We start from the raw sequence: 21410 nt of genomic DNA on the forward strand, positions 1-21410 counted from the left end.
GACCTACTCCTTCACGAAGGCGGTTCGCATGCCCTGGCCGAGGGCTTCCTCCCGCACCCGTGCGCAACTGCGGCTGATGAGCCGCGACACGTGCATCTGGGAGATGCCCAGCCGGTCAGCGATCCGGTTCTGTGTCATGTCCTCAAAGAACCGCATGTAGAGGATGGCCCGCTCCCGCTCGGGGAGCCGGCGCAGCCCTTCCTTCGCCGCCTCGCGGTCCACCACCACGTCGTAGGCGGAGTCCGCGGAGCCGAGCGTGTCGGCGAGGCTGTAACCGTCGTCGTCGGAGGAGAGCTCCGCGTCCAGCGAGAGGGTGCTGAAGCTCTCCAGCGCCTCCATGCCGGTGACGACCTCCTCCTCGGTCAGCCCGGTGTACTCGGCGATCCGCGCGGTACTCGGCTCGGGGCTGCCGGGGCTCTGGGTGAGCTCCCGCCGGGCCACCCGCACCTTGTTGCGGAGTTCCTGCACCCGGCGCGGCACCCGCAGGGCCCACATGCGGTCACGGAAGTGCCGCTTGATCTCGCCGGTGATGGTGGGGACGGCGTAGCTCTCGAACGCGCCCCTGGAGGGGTCGAACCGGTCGATCGCCTTCACCAGTCCGAGTGCGGCGACCTGCCTCAGGTCCTCTACCGATTCGCCGCGGTCGCGGAAGCGACTCGCGATGCGGTGGGCCATCGGCAGCCACGCCTCGGTCAACTCCTCACGCACGGCGTCGCGCTCCGGTCCGGGCCCCAGCTCGGCGAGCCGGGCGAACGCGGCCGCGGTGTCAGGGGCGTCGTCGTGCGACCTGCGGCCGCTGGAGGTCCGGTGTGCGGTGGTTTGTGCCGTTTCGGAGCGACTTGTCGACATATCGATGACCATGCGATTGAGCTCCTGAGCAGTGGGGGGTCAGGGAACTGCCGCGGATACGCTGCCCACGGTCGCCGGGAGGTTTCGGGTGCCGGGCGGTCGCGCCGACCTGCGGCGCGTTTCTCCGGTCCGAAGCACGAAACCCCACCTGCCCCAGGGGTCGGACGGCAAACGCCTCGATCTCCCATATTGTGACTGGCGTCACGCGACCCCGCACGCGGGCGGCTCTCGCGCGGCGTCGCCGCGCCGCCGACTTGCGGTCACTCCGAGCGAAAGCGCTGGTCAGGGCTTGATGAGATCCGCTTCACAAAAAAGTTTTCCTCCGGGTGGAGTACGGAGCGAACCTCGGGGCAAGCGAGCGATGTCACCCAGCAGAACGGTGGCACGCAGCTACGAGGACGAATACGGCGTATACAAGGATCTGTTCGACGATCTGTACGGTGTATTCGATGACTGCAGACGATCAGAGAGGAACAGCATGGCAGCCGTGACCGCGGGAGAGGCAACGACCACGGCGCAGTGGGAGGTCCGGACCGAGGAGATGACCGCGGGGCTCCCGTACATCGAGGACCCCTCCGCCGTGGCCCCCCGGGACGCCCGGGAACTGTCGCGGGAGTTCCTGAACCGCCTCGCCGTGCTCGAGGAAGGCACGCCGGAGTTCCAGTACGCGCGCAACACGCTCATCGAGATGAACCTGTCCCTCGTCCGTTACGCCGCCTCCCGCTTCCGCGGCCGTGACGACTCGATGGAGGACATCGTCCAGGTCGGCACCATCGGCCTGATCAAGGCGATCGACCGGTTCGAGCTGACCCGCGAGGTCGAGTTCACCTCCTTCGCGGTGCCCTACATCGTGGGCGAGATCAAGCGCTTCTTCCGCGACACCAGCTGGGCCGTCCACGTCCCGCGCCGCCTGCAGGAGGCCCGCGTCGAGCTGGCCCGGGCGACCGAGGAGCTGCGCAGCCGGCTGGGCCGCACGCCCACCACCCGCGAGCTCTCCGCGCTGATGTCCCTGCCGGAGTCGGAGGTCGTCGAGGCGCAGAAGGCCTCGAACTGCTACACCTCCTCCTCCCTGGACGCCGCGCTCACCCGGGACGGCGGCAACGACGGCGAGGCCGTGCTGGCGGACTTCATCGGCGCCGAGGACGCCTCCCTGGAGCTGGTGGAGGACTTCCACTCCCTCGCCCCGCTCATCGCCGAGCTGGACGAGCGCGACCGTCAGATCATCCACATGCGCTTCGTCGAGGAGCGGACGCAGGCGCAGATCGGTGAGGAGCTGGGCATCTCCCAGATGCACGTCTCCCGCCTGCTGAGCCGCATCATCAAGAAGCTCCGCAAGGGCCTGCTCGACCCGTCGGTGGCCTGAGCCTCCGCTCGGAACCTCTCGATTCCCCCTCCCCCATGGGCGGACCGGTGAACACACCGGTCCGCCCATGGGGGATGATGCGGTCCAGATAGTTGTACTGAGCATCGAGAGAGTGCGTGCCATCCGTGGACACCAGTAGTCGCAGCGGCGTCGAGGATCATCAGGGCCACGAGGACCTCGACGCCGCCCCGTCACCGGCCGCCGAGGGACAGGCGGCGAGCCCGCCGGCGGCCGCGGCGCGCCCCGGGTGGCGCCGCTTCGCCATGGACACCCGCCCGCTGCGCCGGCCCGCCTACCGGCGGCTGTGGGCGTCCACCATCGTCACCTCGGTGGGCAGTCAGCTCACGGCGGTGGCCGTCCCCAAGCAGATCTACGACATCACCGGCTCCTCCGCCTGGGTCGGCTACGCCAGCCTCGCCGGACTGGTGCCGATGGTGCTCTTCGCGCTCTGGGGCGGCGCGGTCGCCGACACCGTCGACCGGCGCAAGCTCCTGCTGGTGACCAACACCGGCATCGCGGTGACCTCGGTGCTCTTCTGGGTCCAGGCGGCCGCCGGACTGGACTCCGTCGCGGTGCTGATGCTGCTGCTCGCGGTGCAGCAGGCGTTCTTCGGGCTGAACTCGCCGGCGCGGACCGCCTCCATCGCCCGGCTGGTGCCGGCCGACGAGCTGCCGGCCGCCAACGCGCTGGGGTCCACGGTGATGCAGACCGGCCTGGTGGCCGGGCCGCTGCTCGCCGGAGCGCTGATACCGATCGTCGGGCTTCCCGAGCTCTACCTGATCGACGCCGTCGCGCTCACCGTGACCGTGTGGGCGGTCTGGCGCCTGCCCGCGCTCCCGCCCCTGGCCGACGGCGGCGCCCCCCGGCGGGCCGGGCTGCGGGAGGTCGTGGACGGTTTCCGGTACATCGGCATGCAGCAGGTGCTGCTGCTCTCCTTCCTCGCGGACATCATCGCCATGGTGTTCGGCATGCCGCGCGCCCTCTTCCCGCAGATGGCGGAGGAGACCTTCGGGGCGTACGGCTCCGAGTTCGCGCTGGGTCTGCTGTTCGCGGCGATACCCGTCGGCGCCGTGATCGGCGGCCTGTTCTCCGGCACCTTCTCGCGGGCACGGCGGCACGGCTGGATGGTGATCGGCTCGGTGGTGGGCTGGGGCCTGGCCGTGATCGGGTTCGGGCTCACCGGCAACCTGTGGGTGGCCGTGGCCTGCCTGGCCGCGGGCGGGGTGGCCGACATGGTGTCCATGGTCTTCCGCGGGGCGATCCTGCTGTCCGCCGCGACGGACGAGATGCGGGGCCGGATGCAGGGCGTCTTCACCGTGGTGGTCGCCGGCGGGCCGCGGCTGGCCGACGTCCTCCACGGGACGTCCGCGTCGGTGGCGGGCACCAGGTGGGCCGTGGTGGGCGGTGGCGCGCTCGTGGTCCTCCTGACCCTCGCCCTCGCCGTCCTCACGCCGTCCCTGCGGCGCTACCGCGTCTGACCCCGCCGCCGCCGGGTCCGGCTCCCCCGCTCCCCCGCCTGCGTGCCGAAAGCTCAGCGCAGGGGGTGCTGGAAGGACTCCAGGAGCTGGACCCGGGTGGACTCCAGGCGGTAGGCGAGGATCTCGGCGACGATCCGCATCAGCGACAGGCCCAGTCCGGCGTCCTGCTCGGACAGTTCGAGGACCGGCGCCGCCTCGAACTCGTAGGCCCGGACCGGGCTGAAGGCCACCGCCCCGAAGTCCCACTCGTGCGGCGGGAACAGCCAGGACCACCCCAGCAGGTCACCCGCCCCCAGGCTCGCCACGGTCACCCGCCGCAGCTGCGTGACCTGCTGGTACAGGTCGACGCGGCCCGAGCGCACCACCCAGAAGCGGTCGGCCACCCCGCCTTCCTCGAAGATCGGGGCGTCCTCCCTGAAGGACACCTCCCGCGCCAGCGTCATCAGCCGTTCCCGGCGCTCCGGAGTCAGCGCGGTCAGCAGTTTGATCGGCTTGGTCATCACGACGCTCCTCGCCGGCCGGGCGGACTACGGACACACACCCCTCCCCCATTGTCGGCGGGTCCCCCCGACGCGAGCACTTCGAACGGGTGAAGGGCGGGCAAAGGCGGTGAGGACCTCGGGCGGGCCCGCGGAGCGGGCGGGGAACGGGCCGGACGCCGGCGGAGACGCGCCGGGCGCCGGCAGAGATGGGCCGGGCGCGAACGCAAAAGACCCCGACCGGACGGGGGAGACCGGTCGGGGCCGTACTCGGGTACGACGATGACGTCGTATGGGTGAAGCTTAAACCATCCCCACCCCTTCGGACGAATCAGCCCCCGGGATGTGATCGTCGTCCCACTCGGGGAACCCGGGGCCGATGAGCGAACCGCACCTGCCGGACGGCGAACCGGTCGAGCTCTACCTCGACCTGCTGCGTCTCCGCCTGAGCCCCGAGGAATACGACCTCCTGCTCCGCCTGGTCCGGCCCGCGCTGCGGGCGCTCGGTGAGGACGTCGACCTGGCCGATCTCGGCCCGGACGGCGACTGCCCCGACGAGGGTCCGGTGCCGCAGGAGATCCGTGACGAGGCCGCCCTGGTGATCGCAGCGGCGGTCACCGGCCGTCTCGACAACGTCCTGATCGAACTCGACTACGAGGACACCGGCCCGATCCGGGTCGTCACCGACGCGGCCAGCGCCGCCGACCCGGACCGCCGCCGCGAGATCGCCGACTCCCTGCTGCGCCGTCGCCGCGAGGACGAGGAACTGCGCGGCATCGCCGAGGCCAGCGACCTGCCCACCGACTTCTGACCGGTCGCGGCCACCACCGGCGCCCGCCGGTCACCGGGCCGACCGCACTCCGCCCCCACCGGGCTTCGGGACTCTCCCGGGGCCCGGTCCTTCATGTGCCGCCCGGCCGCGCCCCGGGGCCTCGCGGTCAGGCCCCGGGGCCTCGCGGTCAGGCCGCCTGCCGCCCGCGGGGCCGCAGCGGGACCTCCAGCGGCCGCGCGAGACCGGTGACCGCGTCGTCCAGCCGTCCCAGATGGCCCAGCACGCGGTCGGTGACCTGCCCGTACCGGGCCCGGGCGCCGGAGCCCGGCTCGAGCAGCGAGGCGATGCTCGCGCCGGTCTCCAGCTCCCCGGCGTCCCTGCGCCCCTCGACGTGCGCGGCGACGGTGTCGATGTTGCGCAGGATCCGCTCCCCCGCCCCGGCCAGCCTCGGGTCGGCGGCGATCGCCGTCTGGCTGGGCAGCAGTTCGGCCGTCGCCGCCAGGGACCGCGCGTGGTAGGCGCAGGTCTCCAGCTGGGCGACGACGTACCGGGCGGTGTCGCGCCGGCTGCGCAGCGGGGTGATCGGGTGGGTCAGCGGCTGGGTGGAGGAGCGCAGGTCGCCCAGTGCCTCGTCCAGTTCCCTGGCCTGGTCCAGCAGGTCGGCCGCGGGGCCGCCGCTGAGCTGCCGGACGGCGGACCCGGTGACGTCGGCCAGCCGCTCCAGCACCGTCACCAGGAGTTCGTCGGTGCGGTGCGCGGTGCGCACCGGCAGGACCAGGATCGCGGCGGCCAGCCCGCAGGCGGCTCCCAGGGCCGTCTCCCCCAGGCGCAGCACCAGGACGTCGAGGCTGTAGGTGTTCAGCAGCGTGTAGAGCAGTCCGAGCATCGCCGTGACGAAGAACGACATCAGCGTGTACGAGAGCCGCGCCAGGTAGTGCGTCAGGAAGACCAGCACCAGGACGAGTGCGAAGGCCAGCGGCACCCGCTGCCCGACCAGGCCGGCCAGCACGATGCCGGCCACCACGCCGAGCATGGTGCCCAGCAGCCGGCGGTAGGCCTTGACCAGGATCTCGCCGGTGGAGCTGGTGTTGACGAAGACGATCCAGCAGGCGAGCACGGCCCAGTACCAGCGCTCCCGGGAGAGCAGCTCCCCGCCGGCGATCGCGAGGACGGAGCCGACGGTGACCTGCACGGCGGTGCGGGTGGTGGGCCGCTCCAGGCCGGAGCGTTCCTCGTCCCGTTCGTCCTCCTCGGTCTCGGCGACCGCGATGGCGGCGTCCTCGGCCTCGATCTCCTCCCGGCTGCGGGCGGTCTCGGGGCTGTCGTCGCTGTCGTCGGCGCTGCCGCCCAGCGCGATCCGCAGTCCCAGCACGGCCCGGGCGGCCTCGCCCACGCCGCGGAAGACGTCGCGGACCGCAGGGGAGGCCTGGGCGGGCAGCTTGTCGTCGTCCCGGTAGCCGAGCAGCCGGTTGCGCAGCTGGGCGAGGCCGGTTCCGCGGTGCTCGTCGGACGAGCGCAGCACCAGGGCGCGCAGGGCGCGCAGGTCACGGTGGAGGGCCTCGGCGGCCCGGTCCCGCACGGGCTGCAGGCCGCTCTCGGGCAGGGGGGCGCCCGGCAGGTGGAGGGTGAGGGTGTCGGCGCGGGCGGGGGTGCCGGCGCGTTCGGTCATCCGCGCGGTGAGGATCAGCAGACCGAGCCGTTCGGCGGCGATCTCGGCGTCGGCGATGCGGCGCTGCACCAGGGAGGCGGCCCGGTCGTCGGGGGTGCCCTCGGTGAGCCGGGCCTGGATCATCATGGCCGTCTCGTGGAGGCGGGCGGTGCGGCCGCGGACCTGGTCGAGGGCCTTGTCGACCTGGTCGGGTCCGGCGTCCAGCAGCTCGATCTGGGCGCTCACCAGCTGGGCGAAGCGGGCCCTGAAGGCCGCGCGCAGCCTCCCGAGGACCTGTTCGGGGCCGGCCTGGACGACGCCGAAGCGGATCAGCGCGCTGCAGGCGAAGCCGGCGCCCACGGGCCAGTACAGGCCGGGCAGCCCGGCCGTGCCGACGCCCAGGAACTGGGAGAGGAAGTAGGACTGGAAGCCGATCATGCCGAGGGCGAAGCCCCGGTCGCCGAAGCGGCGGCAGTAGACCGCGCCGAAGATCAGCACGACGAAGACGGCGGTACCGGTGAAGGTGCCGCTGAGCAGGGTGCCCAGCGTCAGTGCCAGCCAGGCCGCCGGGAGCCCCGCCGCGAGGGACAGGGCCTGCCCGCGCCGGTCCTTCTCACGGACCGCGAAGGTCGCCACCATGGCGGCCATCGCGCCCGCCACCAGCTGTTCGACGCTCGCGCCGAACACGCCCACCACGCCCAGGGTGAGGGCGAGCGAGCCGACGGTGCGCAGCCCGGCCGTCAGCCGCAACAGGCCGGGGTCGGACGCGGCGACCCGGTCGCGGAAGGCCGACCGGCCCGCTCGCGCCCGGGCCGCCGTCCTCACGCCTCGCGCAGCTGGTGCCGCTCGACGCGCTCGCGGATCTGCTCGGGCGACAGATAGGCGTCGGTGTACTCGAAGTCCTTCAGCGTGGCGGGCTTGCGCGCCTGGAAGCCGGTGCGGACGAAGTCGTCGCCGGCCACCGCGTTGAGCGCCCAGTTGGTGGCCACGCGGGCCTTGGCGACGCCTGTCCGCAGCGCCATCCAGTGGTAGCCGCGGGCCACCGCGAGGGCGGGCAGGCCCTTCATCTCCACTCCCAGGGGGCGGGAGACGGCGTCCTTGCCGCCGAGGTCGACGACCAGGCCCAGGTCCTTGTGGACGTAGGGCCGCAGGGGCTGGTTGCGGATCCGCGCGATGACGTTGTCGGCGGCGACCTTGCCCTGCCGCATGGCGTGCTGGGCGGTGGGCGGGCAGACGGCGCCCTCCTCGCCCTTGGCGAGGTCCGGCACGGCGGCGGCGTCGCCCAGGGCGAAGACGTCCGGGCAGCCCGGCGCCTTCATCTCGGCGTCGACCACCATCCGGCCCCGGGAGGTCTCGCAGCCGAGGGTGGCCATCAGCGGGCTGGCGGCGACGCCGGCCGTCCAGATGAGGGTGTGGCTGGGCACCACGCGTCCGTCGGTGAAGGTGACCTCGGTGGGCGACACCTTGGCGACGGAGACGCCGAGGGAGACCTCGATGCCGCGCCTGCGCAGGATGCCGAGCGCGGTCTCGCCGAGCTTCTCGCCGAGTTCGGGCATCAGCCGCGGGGCGATGTCGATCAGGTGCCACTTGATCAGCCCGGGGTCCAGCCGCGGGTAGCGCTTGACCGCGTTGTGGGTGAGCCGCTGCAGGCAGGCGGCCGTCTCGGTGCCGGCGTATCCGCCGCCGACGACGACGAACTGCAGCCGGGCGGCCCGCTCGGCGGGGTCCTGGCTGGCGTCGGCGAGGTCCAGCTGCTGGATGACGTGGTCGCGGACGTAGGCGGCCTCGGCGAGCGTCTTCATGCCCCGGGCGTTGTCGGTCAGGCCGGGGATGTCGAAGGTGCGGGTGACGCTGCCGGGGGTGAGCACCAGGATGTCGTAGGGCTCGTCGATCAGCTCGTCGGTGACGGTGCGGATGACGCAGACCTTCGCCTTGCTGTCCACGCCGATGGCGCCGCCCGGGATGATCCGGGTGCGGTAGCGGCTGCTGCGGCGCAGCGAGAGCGCGATGGACTGGGGGGTCAGCACGCCGGAGGCCACCTGCGGCAGCAGGGGCAGGTAGAGCTGGTAGGAGAACGGCGCCACCAGGGTCACGTCCGCCTCGTCGGGGCCGAGCTTCCTCTCGAGGCGGCGGACGCACTCCACTCCCGCGAAGCCCGCGCCCACCACCAGGATCCTGGGTCGTGTCACGATGGCCACCTTTCTGCGGCTCCTGGTCGGCTGTTCGGTCTGTGCGATCAACACGGTCCGAATGCCCGCGAAGGTTCCTTTGATCCCACCCCGATCCGAGGTGTTTCGCCACTCGGGACCGGTCCCGCGGGTCGCGGCGGCTCAGCGGCCGCGTTTCAGCGGGCCCCATTCCTCGCGGTGGCGCGCCACCTCGGTGCGCGAGGCCTCGATCACCTCGTCGCCCAGCCAGCACAGCGGTTCCACGTCGACGACCAGCGGCTCGTTGTCCGGTCCCCGGCCCGCCTCGGCGCCCTTGAGGACCCAGGGCCGCACCTGCGGCCCCTTCTCCCGGGGGATGTGCTCGTAGTCGTAGACCCGCCGCGCCGCCCACAGGACGAGCGGGCGGTCGTCCCACCACCTCTCGACGTCCAGCGGGTTGGCGGAGAGTCCGGGCATGGCGATGCCCGTCAGTTCGTCCTTGCTGGACGTCCTGGCGATGTCGACGCCCGGCCCCTTCGACCAGCGGAGGTACAGCCCGTCGTGCCGCTCGAGCAGTTCCGCGAGCTCCTCGAGGGAGTGCAGTACGGGCAGGCCGTCCTGACCGGCTTTCTCCACGCGTGATCACCTCCCGGTAGATCTCCGGGGTACCCGGCGACCGCGCGTGGAATCCCTCCTTCCGCCAGGTCAGGCGACCTCGCGGGCGGCCGCGCGCCCGGCGGCGCGGCCCGAGAAGAGGCAGCCGCCGAGGAAGGTCCCCTCCAGCGCGTTGTAGCCGTGGACGCCGCCCCCGCCGAAGCCGGCCACCTCGCCGGCCGCGTAGAGGCCGTCGACCGGGGAGCCGTCGGGGCCCAGGGCGCGGGAGTCCAGGTCCGTCTGGATGCCCCCCAGGGTCTTGCGGGTGAGGATGTGCAGCTTGACGCCGATGAGCGGTCCGGCGTCCGGGTCCAGGACGCGGTGCGGCGTGGCCACCCGGCCGAGCCGGTCGCCGAGGTAGCGGCGGGCGTTGTGGATGCCCTGGACCTGGGCGTCCTTGCTGTACGGGTTGGCCAGCTGCCGGTCGCGCTCCTCGATCTGCCGGCGCACCTCGGCCGCGTCGAGCAGCGGCTCGTCGGTGAGGGCGTTCATCTTCGTGATCAGTTCCTCGAGGGTGCCGGCGACCACGAAGTCGGCGCCGTGCCGCTTGAACGCCTCGACCGGCGCGGGGGCGCCCTTGCCGAGGATGCGTTCCCTGAGGAAGGCCTTGCGGTCCTTGGCGGTGATGTCGGGGTTCTGCTCGGAGCCGGAGAGCGCGAACTCCTTCTCGATGATCCTCTGGGTCAGGACGAACCAGGAGTGGCCGTGCTCGGCGAGGCCGGCGGTGGTCCGCAGGTGGCGCAGGGTGCCCAGGGTGTCGTAGCCGGGCAGGTACGGGGCGGGCAGGCGCCGCCCGAGGGCGTCGAGCCAGATCGACGACGGGCCGGGCAGGATCCGGATGCCGTGGCCCGCCCAGACGGGGTCCCAGTTGCGCACGCCCTCCGTGTAGTGCCACATGCGGTCGCGGTTGACCAGCCGTGCCCCGGCCGACTCGGTGATCTCCAGCATCCGGCCGTCCACGTACGCGGGGACGCCGGTGACCATGTCCGCCGGGGCGGCGCCGAGCCGCTCGGGCCAGTACCGGCGGACGATGTCGTGGTTGGCCCCGATGCCGCCGGAGGTCACCACCACGGCCTGTGCCCGCAGCTCGAACTGCCCGACCGCCTCACGGCTGGAGGCGACGCCGCGCGGGGCGTCGTCGTCGGCCAGCAGCGTGCCGCGCACGCCGCGCACCACCCCCTGCTCGACGATCAGCTCGTCGACCCGGTGCCGGTGGTGGAAGGCCAGCAGTCCGTCCTGGTAGGCCTGCTGGGCGTACTTCACGAAGGGCGCGACCACCCCGGTGCCGGTGCCCCAGGCGACGTGGAAGCGCGGCACCGAGTTGCCGTGCCCGCCCGCGCGCAGGTCGCCGCGCTCGGCCCAGCCGACGGTGGGCAGGAAGGTGATGCCGTGCCCGTCCAGCCAGGAGCGCTTCTCCCCCGCGGCCCACTCGACGTAGGCGCGGGCCCAGCGCAGCGCCCAGGAGTCCTCGTCGTCGGTGCGGTCGAAGGCGGCGCTGCCCTGCCAGTCGCTCCAGGCCAGCTCGAAGGAGTCCTTGACGCGCATCCTGCGCTGCTCCGGGGAGTCGACCAGGAACAGCCCGCCGAAGGACCAGAACGCCTGGCCGCCGAGGTTGGCGGGGTTCTCCTGGTCCACCAGGAGGACCTTGCGTCCTTGGCGGGTGATCTCGTGGGCGGCCACCAGACCCGCCAGGCCGGCTCCGACGACTATGACGTCCGCGTCCATGACGGTGTCCCCTTCGCTGCGTCCGCGTACCGCGTGTGCGGTGGTGCTCGTCCGCGCCGGTCCCCGGCGCTGTTCCTCGCCGCGCCCGCGCGCCCGCGCGCCCACGGCGGTGTGCGGTGGGCGCGCGGCAATCTAACCCGTGACCTGCGCCGCGGGGAACCTGTGCGGCCTTCTTCGGGCGGCGGGCCGGGGCTTCAGGCGCCGGGCCCGGGCGGGACGACGGCCACGGGGCAGGGGGCGTGGTGGATGACCGCGTCGGCCACCGAGCCGAGCCGGCTGCCGACCGCGGCGCGGTGCGCGCGGCGGCCGACGACGGTCAGCCGGGCGCCCGCCGACGCCGACAGCAGCACCTCTCCGGCGCTGCCCATCTCGACGTGCTCGGTCACCGGCACGTCGGGGAAGCGCTCGCGCCAGGGGGCCAGGGCGGTGCTCAGTGCCTTGCGTTCGAACGGCACGGGGCCGCCCGCCTCGTCCAGCAGCCGCAGCGAGCCGGGGCTGTAGGCGAAGACCGGGGGCAGCGCCCAGGCGCGCACGGCGCGCACCGGCGCCCCGCAGGCGGCGGCCGTCTCGAAGGCGAAGCGCAGCGTCTCGGCGCTGTCCTCCGGCTCGCCGTGCTGTCCGACGACGATCTCACCGGCCGCCCCGGTGCCCACCTCGCCGCCCCGCTCGCCCTCGTCGCCCTTGACGTCCGCGCGGACCAGGACGACCGGGAGGCCGGCCTCGGCGATCACCTGCCGGCCGACGGAGCCGAGCAGGAAGCCGAGGAGCAGGCCCCGCCCCCGTGAACCGAGGACCAGCATCCCGGCACCGTCGGACGCCTCCAGCAGCCCCTCGGGGGCCTCGCCCCGGCCGATGTGGGTGCTCACCGTCAGACCCGGGTGGCGTTCGGCCAGGCCGCGGACCGAGTCCTCGACGCCCTGCCGCACCCACCGCTCCTGCTCGTCGCTGCTGCCGCTTCGTTCCTCGGCGCCGCTCACCCGGCGGGGCTCCCACACGTGGGCCACCCGCAGCTCGGCGCCGCGCCGGCCCGCCTCGACGGCCGCCCACTCCAGCGCTGCCAGGCTCTCCGGGGTTCCGTCCACTCCCGCGGCGATCGGACGGGTCATCAGCTGCCTCCCTGCTCACGGCTCTCGGGCCGCTGTCGTGTCGTGACGCACTCGCTGGGGACCAGTCTGGACCACGCACGCCACAAGATCACGGCGCGCCCCCTTCCGCAGCGCGTGCCCGGGCGGGCCGCGGGCCGGGCGGGGGCGGCCCCGTGGTGCCGCCCCCGCCGCGTGGACGCTAGCCGCGCCAGGGGCCGGTGACGGCGAAGGTGGTGCCCGGGTCGTAGCAGTTGACGTACATGGTGCCGCCGTCGGGCGAGAAGGCGACGCCGGCGAACTCGCCCCACTCCGGGGCCTCTTCGGTGCCGATGTTCTGGGCGTTGCGCGCCATGGTGTACACCTCGCCGCGCCGCGTCACGCCGAAGACGTGCTGGGCCCCGCTGCCGTCCTCGCAGACCATCAGCGAACCGCCGGGCGCCAGGCAGATGTTGTCGGGTGAGTCGCCCGGCAGCTGGACGTCCGACCCGGGACCGAAGACGATCACCAGGGTGAGGCGGCGGGCGCCGGGGTCGTAGCGCCACACCTGGCCGTGGTGGTCGGCGCCCGATCCCTCACCGGTGCGGGCGTAGGAGGAGACGAAGTAGACCGAGCGCCCGCCCCAGTAGCAGCCCTCCAGCTTCTGTCCGCGGGTGACGCCGCCGCGGCCGTAGTCCTGCAGACGGGTCGGGGTCTGCGCGGCCAGCGGGTCGGGGACGTCCACCCACTGCACGCCGCCGAAGCTCGCCCCCGGCTCGTCGACCACGGACAGGTCGGGGAGGTCCGGCACCCGCATGGCCTGGAGGCGGCCGCCGGCGCGCAGCGACCCGAGGCGGCCCTCGGGCCGGCGCGGCAGGAAGCGGTAGAACAGGCCGAACGGGGCGACGAAGGCGTCCTCGGTCTCGTAGACGATGCCGTGGACGGGGTCGACGGCGACCGCCTCGTGCTGGAACCGGCCCATCGCGGTCAGCGGCACCGCGCCGCTGCGCCGCGGGTCGGCGGGGTCGACCTCGAAGATGAAGCCGTGGTCCTTGGCGTAGCCGGCGCCCCCCGCCTTGTCCTCGGTCTCCTCGCAGGTCAGCCAGGTCCCCCAGGGCGTCGGCCCGCCGCTGCAGTTGACGGCGGTGCCGGCGATCGCGACGCGCTCGTCCACGACGGCGCCGCCGGGGCCGTCCAGGGTGAGCAGGGTGCATCCGCCCTTGGCCGCCGGGTCGTAGGTCAGGCCCTCGACGGTGGGGACGCCGAGCGCGGCGGTGACGCGGTTCTCGTGGTTGCGGACCAGGTGGACGCGGCCCCTCCTGCCGGGCAGCGCGGTCATGCCGTCGCAGTGGGAGGGCACCGGGCCCTCCCCGGAGCGCAGGGCGTCGCCCTCACGGGAGAGCACCCGGTAACGGAAACCTTTCGGCAGGTCGAGCAGGCCGTGGGGATCGGGCACCAGCGGGCCGTACCCGTTCTCGGTGAGCGGCAGGGCGGAGGCGGCGGACGCGGAGAACAGCTCCGTCACGGCCCCCGAGACCACGATGCCCGCTCCGAGGGCACCGGAGCGGGCGAGCATCTGACGTCGTGTGGCGGACATGAGCGACCTTCCTGCTGGCGGACAGGACTGTGATCCGCCGTGTGTACCACGTCACTCGGGGGCTCGGGAACCACGCCTGCCTCACCGGCGGGGACGGACCTCCGGCGGCGGGCGGTGGGCGAGGACGTAGCCCTGAGGGCCGCGTTCCCGCTCCTCCGGCTCGCGGACCAGCTGCGCCTCCACGGTCAGCCCCGCCCGCGCCAGCAGCCGCTCGACCGGTTCGGGCCGGGCCCGGTCCACCTCGAGGGAGAGGTCGTGGCCGTGGGCGTGGGTGAGGTTCCGGCGCAGGGCGCCGGCCTCGAACGCGAGGAGCATCGTGCCGCCGGGCGCCAGGACGCGGTGCGACTCCGCGAACAGGCGCGGGAGTCCCTCCGGCGGGGTGTGCGCGGTGGAGTACCGGGCGCAGACGCCCGCCAGTGAGGCGTCCGCCAGGTCGAGGGCCGTCGTGTCGCCCACCTCGAAGCGCAGCGCGGGGTGGTCGCGGCGGGCGACGCGGATCATCTGCGGGGACGGGTCGACGCCGAGGACGTCGAGGCCGAGCCGGTGGAGGTGGGCGGTGATGCGCCCGGGGCCGCAGCCGAGTTCGGCGACCGGCCCGCCGCCCCGGGCCCGTACCCGGTCGGCGAAGGCGGCGAGCATCGCCCGGTCGAAGGGCTTGTGCGACAGCTCGCCGCAGAGCAGTGCGGCGTGGTCCTCGGCGACGGTGCCGTGGGACGCGCGGGAGTCCTGCGGGCGCGTGGCGCAGCTGTCCGGCGCCCACTTCGTCTCGGTCATGGCGGGCCATCGTAGTGTCCGGCGTCCCCGTCCGTGACCGGAATCCGACTCTGCGTGCGAGCGGCCCCCCGGACGCCCCGCACACCCCCGTGACCTGCGCGGCACGGCTTCCGGCGCGGTCTCCACGGGCGCCCGGACGGGAGCCCCGGCGTCGTCCGTCACCCTCCGGCAGCGGCGGCCGCACCCCGCGCGCCGGGCGTGCTAGCCTCGGCCACGGTCGCCCGGTGCGGCCCCGGACGAGCGCGCCGTACCCGGTGAGGACAAGACGGCGTACAAGCGCTGTCGCCTCGTCCGAAAGGTTCCGCCACCGTGTCCGCCTGGCTCGTGCTCATCGTGTCCGGACTGCTGGAGACCGTCTGGGCCGTCGCCCTGAACGCCTCCCGCGGGTTCTCCCGCCTCGTCCCCTCCCTGCTCTTCGCCGTCGCCCTGCTGCTCAGCATGGGCGGACTCGCCTACGCCATGCGCTCGATCCCGATCGGCACCGGTTACGCGGTGTGGGTCGGCATCGGCGCCGTCGGCACCGCGCTCTACGGGATGTTCTTCCTGCACGAGCCCGCCACCGCCGCCCGGCTGATCTGCCTCGCCCTGATCGTGGGCGGGGTGGTGGGGCTGAAGTTCCTGCACTGACCTGCGGCGGTGCGCCGCCGCGCGGGCGCTCAGGCGTCCCGGCGGCGCACCGCCCACCAGCCCGCGGCCAGCGCCGCGGCCGCCCACAGGGCGGTCACGCCCAGGCCCTCCCAGGGGCCGAGCGGGCCGGGCGGGGTCTCCCGGAAGAAGTGGCTGCCGGCCCGGTCGGGCAGGTAGGCGCCGATCCCGCCGGCCGCGTCCCCGAGGACGAAGGACCCCACCAGGACGAACGGGACCAGGATGCCCAGCGCGCCGACCGCGCTGCGCAGCAGGAAGGTGAGACCGGCGGCGAACAGGGTCATCAGCACCAGGTAGACCGCGCCGCCGGCGCAGGCCCGCAGCACTCCCGGGTGGTCCAGCCCGATGGCGTGCCCGCCGAGGAACGCCTGGCCCACGAGGAAGGTCGCGAAGGTCGTCGGGACGCACACCAGCAGGGCGGTGACCGCGATCACCGCGGTCTTCGACCAGTACAGGAGGCCGCGGCGCGGCACGGCCGCCAGCGAGACCCGCAGGGCGCCCTCCCGGTACTCCGACGCCACCGCGGTGGCCCCGTAGGCGAGTGCGGCGACCTGCGCGAAGTTCAGCGGGTAGAACGCCTCCTTCACCTGCTGCCCCCCGTCCGCCGCCTCGGCCTCGCCGACGGTGGAGTACGTCAGGACGGTGAGGGCCGTCGTGACCAGCAGGATCGCCAGCAGCGAGCCCCAACTGGCCCGGACCGTCCGGATCTTGATCCACTCGGAGCGGAGCACGGGTGCGACGGACGGGATGGACGCGACGGGCATGGTCAGGCCTCCTGGGGGCTGGTCGTGGTGGGCGGGGACGCGGCGGCGAACTGCGCGGACGCGGCGGTGAGGGCGAGGTAGGCGTCCTCCAGCGACGCGCGCAGATCGGTGAGTTCGAGGACGGGGATGCCCTCCCTCGCGCTCACCGCGCCGACCTCCTCGGCCGTGGCGCCCTCGACGGTCCACCGGCCGCCCCCGGCCTCCCGCATCGCGTGGCCCCTGGCGGCCATGCTCGCCCGCAGGCGCACCGGGTCGCCGGTGCGGACCTGGACGCGCGGGGCGGAGTTGCGGTCGATGAACGCGCTCGTGCCGACGTCGGCGAGCAGGCGTCCGCGGCCCAGCACCAGCAGGTGGTCGGCGACGGCGGAGGTCTCGTTCATCAGGTGGCTGGACATCAGCACCGTGCGCCCCTCCCCGGCGAGCCGGCGCAGCAGCCGCCGCAACCACACGAAGCCCTCGGGGTCGAGGCCGTTGGCCGGCTCGTCCAGCATCAGCACCGGCGGGTCGCCGAGCAGGGCGGCGGCGATGCCCAGGCGCTGGCGCATGCCGAGCGAGAAGGTCCTGGTCCGGCGCCCGGCCACGGAGGCGATCCCGGCCTCCTCCAGCACCTCGTCGACCCGGCGCGCCGGGATGCGGTTGCTCGCCGCGAGGTGGCGCAGGTGGTCGCGGGCGGTGCGTGAGGGGTGGGCGGAGTGGGCGTCCAGCAGGGCGCCGACGGTGCGCAGCGGGGAGCCGAGCGTGGTGTAGTCCCGGCCGCCGACGGTGGCGGTGCCACAGGTCGGGCGGTCCAGGCCGAGGACCAGGCGCATGGTGGTGGACTTGCCCGCGCCGTTGGGGCCGAGGAAGCCGGTCACCCGGCCGGGCTCCACGGTGCAGGTGAGGTCGTCCACCGCTCTGGTCACCGTGCGGCGGGAGCCGTACTCCTTGGTCAGGGCGGTCAGCTCGATCGTGGTCATGTCCCCAGCCTGTCGCCGGGAGGGCACGGAGCCATCCCCGGCGGGAGGGGTTCGTCTCCCCCGCACGGGGGAGGGCCGGCGGCGGCTCCTCTGACAGCATGACCGGGTGCCTCGCCTCCTTCAGCCGCTGACCCGCGCGGTCACCTGGACCCGGTGGCTGCACCTGGTGGTCACGGTGATCCTGCCGCTCGTGATGGCCCTGGTCCTTCCCGGGCTGGTGGACCTCACCCCGGCCGACTGGCTGGTGATCGTCCTGCAGCCGGCGCCGCTGCTGGTGCTGCTCGCCCTCGCGGTCCCGGCGGTCCGCACCGCCGAGGGGCTGCAGGCCCGGCTGATGTTGTTCCCCGGCCCGCACGCCAGGGACGCCTCGGGGAGGGCGGGCGACGACCAGGGCGTCTCCGCCGCTCCGTCGGCCTCGTGGAACGACCGGCTGCGCACCGCGGCCTGGCTGGTGCTGCGGCTGGAGGTGGGGTGCGCCGTCGCGCTGGTGTCCAACCTGCTGGCCGGCCTGTGCCTGTCGCTGGTCGGGGCGGCCTTCGGCGACCCGGGGGTCTCCTCCGCGTACCGGATGCCCGGCACCGCCTGGTGGTACGGGCTGCTGGCCGTGCTGGACCTGGCCGTGCTGCTCGCCTTCGTCACGGTGGTGGGCGCGCTGATGGCGCGGGCGGCCAGGGCGCTGCTGGGGCCGTCCGCCAAGGAGCGGCTGGCCCGGCTGGAGGAGCGGACCGAGCAGTTGCTGGAACGCAACCGCATCGCCCGGGAACTGCACGACTCCATCGGGCACGCGCTCACCCTGGCGGTGGTGCAGGCGGGGGCGGCACGGGCCGCGGGCGACGCCCGTTTCACCGAGCAGGCCCTCGCAGCAGTCGAGGAGACCGGCCGGGCGGCACTGGAGGACCTGGAGCGGGTGCTGCTGGTGCTGCGCGACCCTGAGCGCCCGGCCGGCGCGCGGCCCGGCCTGGGTGAGGCGGGCCGGCTCCTGGAGTCGGCCCGTTCCTCGGGTGCCCGGGTCGACGCCGAGGTGGCGGGACCGCTGGACACCGTGCCGGGGCCGGTCTCCCGGGAGGGCTACCGGATGCTGCAGGAGGCCCTGACCAACGCGGTGCGCCACGCGGGGTCGCTGCCGGTGGGCGTGCGGCTCGCGGTGGAGGGGACCCGGCTGCGGATGGAGGTCCGCAATCCGCTGCCCGGGGCGGGAGGGACGGCGGGGCTGCGCGGCGGGGGCACCGGCATCCGCGGCATACGGGAGCGGGCCGCGCTGCTGGGCGGCGAGGCGTCCGCCGGGCCCGAGGGCGGCCTGTGGGTGCTGCGCGTGGACCTGCCGGCCAGGTGATCTACGCTGTGCCGATGCCGCTCACCGTGCTCCTGGTCGACGACGAACCGCTCGTGCGGATGGGACTGCGGGCCGTGCTGGAGGCGGGACCGGGCATCGAGGTGGTCGGCGAGGCGGCGGACGGTGCCGCGGTCGTCCCGCTGGTGCGGCGGCTGCGCCCGGACGTGGTGATGATGGACGTGCGGATGCCGCTGATGGACGGCATCGAGGCGACCCGCGCGGTGCTGCGGTCGGTCGGCGAGCCGCCGAAGATCCTGGTGGTCACCACCTTCGAGAACGACGAGTACGTGTACGGCGCGCTGCGGGCGGGCGCGGACGGTTTCCTCCTCAAGCGGGCCAGGCCCGCCGAGATCGTGGGCGCGGTACGGCTGGTGGCCGAGGGCGACTCCCTGCTCTTCCCGGCGGCGGTGCGGCAGTTGGCGGCCGAGTACGGGGCGACGCGCGGCGACGCCGAGGCGCGGGCGCGGGCGCGGCTGGAGCGTGCCCGGCTGACCGAGCGGGAGGCGGAGGTGCTGCGGCTGATGTCCCGCGGCCTGTCCAACGCGGAGATCGCCGGCCGGCTGGTGGTGGGTACCGAGACGGTGAAGTCCCACGTGAGCGGGGTGCTCGCGAAGCTCGGGGTGCGGGACCGCACGCAGGCGGTCATCGCCGCGTACGAGTCGGGGTTCGTCTCGCCGGGCTGAGGCCGGGGGAACGGCCGCCCCGGCGCCGCCCCGGTGCCGCCCCGGTGCGCGGGCCCCCGGCCGCCGAGGATCAGCCCTGCGGCTCCTGCGGCTCGGCGTCGATCTCCCGCAGCCGCTCGTCCTTCAGCTCGGTGCGCGCCTCGGTGCGGTGACCACGGGCGATGTAGTCGCGGACCACCAGTTCGACCGCGTCCTGCGGCGATCCGGTCCCCGAGAGGACCATCACCTCCACGACGAGTTCGGCGTCCAGGCTGACGGCGACCTTGGCCACGGCTCTCCCCCTGTCTGCCGGCCGGACGGCCGGGCTCCGTGCGGACTCTAGCCGTTGCGCCGCGCGGGGACGACCGCCCTCGCGAAGTCGCCGGGCAGGTCGCTCGCCTCGGCGAGGAGGGACCCGTCTGCGGCCCAGACGCCGGAGCGCCCGCAGGTGCGGTCGAAGCCGCCGCCGGCGGGTCCCGCGAAGGCCGCGGTGGCGACCCAGACGCCGTGGTCGGCGGCGGCCCGGCGGGCCCGCTCGCCGTGCACCTCGGCCTCGGCGTCGGAGTGCACCACGCCGGCCACGTAGCCGTCCATCCCGAGGGCGGCGGTGGCCGCCGCGTGCTCGGGCAGACCGGTGTCCCGGCAGACCGCGAGACCCAGCCGGACGCCGTCGACCTCGAGCACGGTCGGCTCGCCGGGCGCGAAGCGGTCGGCCTCGGCGCCGTACAGGTGCGTCTTGCCGTACGCCACCCGGGCGCCGTCGCCGTCCACCGCGAGCACCCCGATGTGCGGCCCGGGGACCGGAGCGCCGACCAGGGCGAGCGTGCCGGTCCCGGCGCACGCGGCGACGATCGGGGCCAGCCGCTCGTCGTCCGGCTCCACCACGGCGGCGTCCAGCTCGTAACCGGTGAGGGAGAGCTCGGGGAAGACCACGACCCTGGCGCCCGCCGCCCGCACCGCCTCGGCGTGGGCCAGGGCGTTGCCCGCCACGTCGTGGGCCACGGTGCGCGGCTGCGCGACGGCGATGCTCAGCGGTCCGCCGGTCATGGGTGTCCTCCAAGGTCGTCGCCGCTCGTCGGCCCGCTCATCCTAGGGCCGGGCCGGCAGGGCCGACGCGCCCGCCCAACCGGGAGGGAAGGGACATGTCGACATAGAGTCCCGTCATGGGTCACTGGCTGTACCGGAACATCGTCGAGCCCGGCAAGCTCCCCCTGCTGCTCGCCCTCACGGCCTTCGTCGTCACCTTCGCCGTCACCCGGCTGGTGACCCGGATGATCCGTGCCGGCCGGGGTCCCTTCCGCAACGTCCGAACCGGCGGCGGCGTGCACGTCCACCACGTGGTGCCCGGGGTGGTGCTCACCGTGGCGGGCGGCTTCACCTCGGTCGCGAGCGGCGGCCACGGGTTCGGCGCCTGGGCCGCCGCGGTGGTCTTCGGCGTCGGCGCCGGACTGGTGCTGGACGAGTTCGCGCTGATCCTCCATCTGGACGACGTCTACTGGTCGGAGGCGGGCCGCAAGAGCGTCGAGGTGGTGGCGATCACCGCCGCCCTGGCCGGGCTGCTGCTCGCGGGCTTCCTGCCGTTCGGGGTGGACGGCCTCGACGAGGGCGACCGGGAGGGGCGCGGCACCGTGGCCGTCACCGTCGTCGTGCACTTCGCCCTGGCCCTGCTGGCCCTGGCCAAGGGGAAGGCCCGAATGGCCGTCTTCGGCCTGGTGGTCCCGTTCGTCTCACTGGTGGGCGCGGTCCGCCTCGCCCGCCCCGGCTCACCCTGGGCCCGCCGCTTCTACCGCGGCCGCCCCCGCGCCCTGGCCCGCGCCGAGCGGCGGGCCGAGCGGCACGAACGGCGCTGGTCGGGCCGGCTGCGCTCGGCGCAGGACTGGATCGGCGGCCGCCCCGACGACGAGCCGCCGCGCTGACGGCCGGCGGGCCGCCGGGTGACGATCGGCCGGCTGCCGGGTGACGGCCGGGGCGGGAAACCGGGCGCGCGGGGGACGGTGCCTTTGTAGGGTGTGACGTCCTGTCACAGAAGGGAACACATGTCCGGCAACGACAACACCACCCTGCTCCACCCCGCCGTCGACGGCCTGGCTCCCGGCAACGGATACAGCCCCCTGGTCGTGGCCGAGGGCCGCCTCGCGGTGATCTCCGGCCAGGTCCCCCTGGACGCCGGGGGCCGGGTGGTCGGCGAGGGCGACGTCACCGCCCAGGCACACCAGGTCTTCCGGAACCTCGAGCGGTGCCTGGAGGCGGCCGGCGCCTCCTTCGCCGACGTGGTGAAGCTGGGCTTCTACCTCACCCGGATCACCGACCTCCCCGAGGTGCGGGCGGTCCGCGACCGGTACATCGACACCGGCCGCCCGCCGGCGAGCACGGCGGTGGAGGTGTCCGCGTTGATCCGCCCCGAACTCCTGCTGGAGGTCGAGGCCTTCGCAGTGCTCCCCCGGTGACCCGGGGGACGGCTCCGCGGGCCCGCGCCGGGCGGCTTCCGGTCGGCCGCGTCGGC

General features: G+C 74.2%; 21 protein-coding genes and 1 riboswitch. Of the genes, 8 read left to right on the forward strand and 13 right to left on the reverse strand.

The annotated features are described in order from the left end of the window. Positions 1-3: 3 nt before the first annotated feature. Positions 4-861: an RNA polymerase sigma factor SigF gene (locus Sfr03f_RS22040; protein WP_108955717.1), complete on the reverse strand. Its 858-nt coding sequence runs from the start codon at positions 859-861 to the stop codon at positions 4-6. Between the two features lie 529 nt (positions 862-1390). Between Sfr03f_RS22040 and Sfr03f_RS22045 the strand changes: the two genes are divergently transcribed. Continuing rightward, positions 1391-2212, forward strand: coding sequence for an RNA polymerase sigma factor SigF (locus Sfr03f_RS22045; RefSeq protein ID WP_108955994.1), 822 nt, complete (start codon positions 1391-1393; stop codon positions 2210-2212). A 125-nt stretch (positions 2213-2337) separates the two neighbouring features. Then, on the forward strand, positions 2338-3690 hold the full coding sequence (locus Sfr03f_RS22050; protein ID WP_245967696.1) for an MFS transporter: 1353 nt from the start codon (positions 2338-2340) through the stop codon (positions 3688-3690). Between the two features lie 53 nt (positions 3691-3743). Here the strand turns inward: Sfr03f_RS22050 and Sfr03f_RS22055 are convergent, their stop codons facing one another. Continuing rightward, entirely contained in the window at positions 3744-4190 is a 447-nt protein-coding gene (locus Sfr03f_RS22055; RefSeq protein WP_108955718.1) for a cyclic nucleotide-binding domain-containing protein, read from the reverse strand. A 358-nt stretch (positions 4191-4548) separates the two neighbouring features. Between Sfr03f_RS22055 and Sfr03f_RS22060 the strand changes: the two genes are divergently transcribed. Further along, the gene (locus Sfr03f_RS22060; protein ID WP_108955719.1) at positions 4549-4980 is read left to right on the forward strand and encodes a hypothetical protein; all 432 of its coding nucleotides are present in this window, start codon (positions 4549-4551) and stop codon (positions 4978-4980) included. A gap of 148 nt (positions 4981-5128) precedes the next feature. Here the strand turns inward: Sfr03f_RS22060 and Sfr03f_RS22065 are convergent, their stop codons facing one another. From Sfr03f_RS22065 to Sfr03f_RS22095, 7 genes are all read right to left on the reverse strand, one after another. Then, positions 5129-7414, reverse strand: coding sequence for an FUSC family protein (locus Sfr03f_RS22065; protein WP_108955720.1), 2286 nt, complete (start codon positions 7412-7414; stop codon positions 5129-5131). After that, positions 7411-8787 (reverse strand): NAD(P)/FAD-dependent oxidoreductase, encoded by a 1377-nt coding sequence (locus Sfr03f_RS22070; protein WP_108955721.1) that lies wholly within the window; start codon positions 8785-8787, stop codon positions 7411-7413. Before Sfr03f_RS22070 ends, Sfr03f_RS22065 begins: the two co-directional genes overlap by 4 nt. 132 nt (positions 8788-8919) lie before the next feature. Continuing rightward, a complete protein-coding gene (locus Sfr03f_RS22075; protein WP_108955722.1) occupies positions 8920-9372 on the reverse strand; it encodes a DUF6098 family protein in 453 nt (150 codons plus the stop codon). Between the two features lie 69 nt (positions 9373-9441). Then, the gene (locus Sfr03f_RS22080; protein ID WP_108955723.1) at positions 9442-11115 is read right to left on the reverse strand and encodes an FAD-binding dehydrogenase; all 1674 of its coding nucleotides are present in this window, start codon (positions 11113-11115) and stop codon (positions 9442-9444) included. A 194-nt stretch (positions 11116-11309) separates the two neighbouring features. Further along, entirely contained in the window at positions 11310-12221 is a 912-nt protein-coding gene (locus tag Sfr03f_RS22085; RefSeq protein ID WP_108955724.1) for a universal stress protein, read from the reverse strand. A 178-nt stretch (positions 12222-12399) separates the two neighbouring features. Next, positions 12400-13773, reverse strand: a complete 1374-nt coding sequence (locus tag Sfr03f_RS22090) for an alkaline phosphatase PhoX (protein ID WP_108955725.1) — start codon at positions 13771-13773, stop codon at positions 12400-12402. A gap of 81 nt (positions 13774-13854) precedes the next feature. Continuing rightward, the gene (locus tag Sfr03f_RS22095) at positions 13855-14547 is read right to left on the reverse strand and encodes a class I SAM-dependent methyltransferase (protein ID WP_108955726.1); all 693 of its coding nucleotides are present in this window, start codon (positions 14545-14547) and stop codon (positions 13855-13857) included. A 211-nt stretch (positions 14548-14758) separates the two neighbouring features. Continuing rightward, positions 14759-14822: riboswitch (guanidine-III (ykkC-III) riboswitch) on the forward strand. A 34-nt stretch (positions 14823-14856) separates the two neighbouring features. On the opposite strand from Sfr03f_RS22095, the gene Sfr03f_RS22100 reads away from it, so the two are divergent. Then, positions 14857-15174, forward strand: a complete 318-nt coding sequence (locus Sfr03f_RS22100) for a DMT family transporter (protein ID WP_108955727.1) — start codon at positions 14857-14859, stop codon at positions 15172-15174. Positions 15175-15203: 29 nt separating this feature from the next. On the opposite strand, the gene Sfr03f_RS22105 is transcribed toward Sfr03f_RS22100, so the two are convergent. Beyond that, positions 15204-15956 carry an ABC transporter permease gene (locus Sfr03f_RS22105; protein WP_108955728.1) on the reverse strand — a complete coding sequence of 251 codons (753 nt, stop codon included), beginning with the start codon at positions 15954-15956 and terminating at the stop codon, positions 15204-15206. Between the two features lie 2 nt (positions 15957-15958). Next, on the reverse strand, positions 15959-16912 hold the full coding sequence (locus tag Sfr03f_RS22110; protein ID WP_108955729.1) for an ATP-binding cassette domain-containing protein: 954 nt from the start codon (positions 16910-16912) through the stop codon (positions 15959-15961). A gap of 106 nt (positions 16913-17018) precedes the next feature. On the opposite strand from Sfr03f_RS22110, the gene Sfr03f_RS22115 reads away from it, so the two are divergent. Together Sfr03f_RS22115 and Sfr03f_RS22120 are read left to right on the forward strand one after the other, a co-directional pair. Next, entirely contained in the window at positions 17019-18245 is a 1227-nt protein-coding gene (locus Sfr03f_RS22115; RefSeq protein ID WP_108955730.1) for a sensor histidine kinase, read from the forward strand. 14 nt (positions 18246-18259) lie between these two features. Beyond that, complete coding sequence (locus tag Sfr03f_RS22120; RefSeq protein ID WP_108955996.1) at positions 18260-18928, forward strand: response regulator transcription factor; 669 nt, start codon at positions 18260-18262, stop codon at positions 18926-18928. A gap of 70 nt (positions 18929-18998) precedes the next feature. Here the strand turns inward: Sfr03f_RS22120 and Sfr03f_RS22125 are convergent, their stop codons facing one another. Next, positions 18999-19199, reverse strand: coding sequence for a DUF2191 domain-containing protein (locus tag Sfr03f_RS22125; protein WP_108955731.1), 201 nt, complete (start codon positions 19197-19199; stop codon positions 18999-19001). A gap of 47 nt (positions 19200-19246) precedes the next feature. After that, positions 19247-19954 carry a carbon-nitrogen hydrolase family protein gene (locus tag Sfr03f_RS22130; RefSeq protein WP_108955732.1) on the reverse strand — a complete coding sequence of 236 codons (708 nt, stop codon included), beginning with the start codon at positions 19952-19954 and terminating at the stop codon, positions 19247-19249. Positions 19955-20070: 116 nt separating this feature from the next. Between Sfr03f_RS22130 and Sfr03f_RS22135 the strand changes: the two genes are divergently transcribed. Then, positions 20071-20823 carry a hypothetical protein gene (locus Sfr03f_RS22135; RefSeq protein ID WP_108955733.1) on the forward strand — a complete coding sequence of 251 codons (753 nt, stop codon included), beginning with the start codon at positions 20071-20073 and terminating at the stop codon, positions 20821-20823. 120 nt (positions 20824-20943) lie between these two features. Beyond that, complete coding sequence (locus tag Sfr03f_RS22140) at positions 20944-21354, forward strand: RidA family protein (protein WP_108955734.1); 411 nt, start codon at positions 20944-20946, stop codon at positions 21352-21354. The last annotated feature ends 56 nt before the right edge of the window (positions 21355-21410 follow it).

Source organism: Streptomyces fragilis, from assembly GCF_003112515.1.
In the GTDB taxonomy this organism is placed as follows: Bacteria; Actinomycetota; Actinomycetes; order Streptomycetales; family Streptomycetaceae; genus Streptomyces; species Streptomyces fragilis.

Bases quoted from the DNA above. Each gene is read 5' to 3' on its own strand.
- Sfr03f_RS22040 (WP_108955717.1), bottom strand. From the start codon at position 861: ATGGTCATCGATATGTCGACAAGTCGCTCCGAAACGGCACAAACCACC.
- Sfr03f_RS22045 (WP_108955994.1), top strand. From the start codon at position 1,391: ATGACCGCGGGGCTCCCGTACATCGAGGACCCCTCCGCCGTGGCCCCC.
- Sfr03f_RS22055 (WP_108955718.1), bottom strand. From the start codon at position 4,190: ATGACCAAGCCGATCAAACTGCTGACCGCGCTGACTCCGGAGCGCCGG.
- Sfr03f_RS22060 (WP_108955719.1), top strand. From the start codon at position 4,549: ATGAGCGAACCGCACCTGCCGGACGGCGAACCGGTCGAGCTCTACCTC.
- Sfr03f_RS22080 (WP_108955723.1), bottom strand. From the start codon at position 11,115: ATGGACGCGGACGTCATAGTCGTCGGAGCCGGCCTGGCGGGTCTGGTG.
- Sfr03f_RS22085 (WP_108955724.1), bottom strand. From the start codon at position 12,221: ATGACCCGTCCGATCGCCGCGGGAGTGGACGGAACCCCGGAGAGCCTG.
- Sfr03f_RS22090 (WP_108955725.1), bottom strand. From the start codon at position 13,773: ATGTCCGCCACACGACGTCAGATGCTCGCCCGCTCCGGTGCCCTCGGA.
- Sfr03f_RS22095 (WP_108955726.1), bottom strand. From the start codon at position 14,547: ATGACCGAGACGAAGTGGGCGCCGGACAGCTGCGCCACGCGCCCGCAG.
- Sfr03f_RS22105 (WP_108955728.1), bottom strand. From the start codon at position 15,956: ATGCCCGTCGCGTCCATCCCGTCCGTCGCACCCGTGCTCCGCTCCGAG.
- Sfr03f_RS22110 (WP_108955729.1), bottom strand. From the start codon at position 16,912: ATGACCACGATCGAGCTGACCGCCCTGACCAAGGAGTACGGCTCCCGC.
- Sfr03f_RS22120 (WP_108955996.1), top strand. From the start codon at position 18,260: ATGCCGCTCACCGTGCTCCTGGTCGACGACGAACCGCTCGTGCGGATG.
- Sfr03f_RS22130 (WP_108955732.1), bottom strand. From the start codon at position 19,954: ATGACCGGCGGACCGCTGAGCATCGCCGTCGCGCAGCCGCGCACCGTG.
- Sfr03f_RS22135 (WP_108955733.1), top strand. From the start codon at position 20,071: ATGGGTCACTGGCTGTACCGGAACATCGTCGAGCCCGGCAAGCTCCCC.
- Sfr03f_RS22140 (WP_108955734.1), top strand. From the start codon at position 20,944: ATGTCCGGCAACGACAACACCACCCTGCTCCACCCCGCCGTCGACGGC.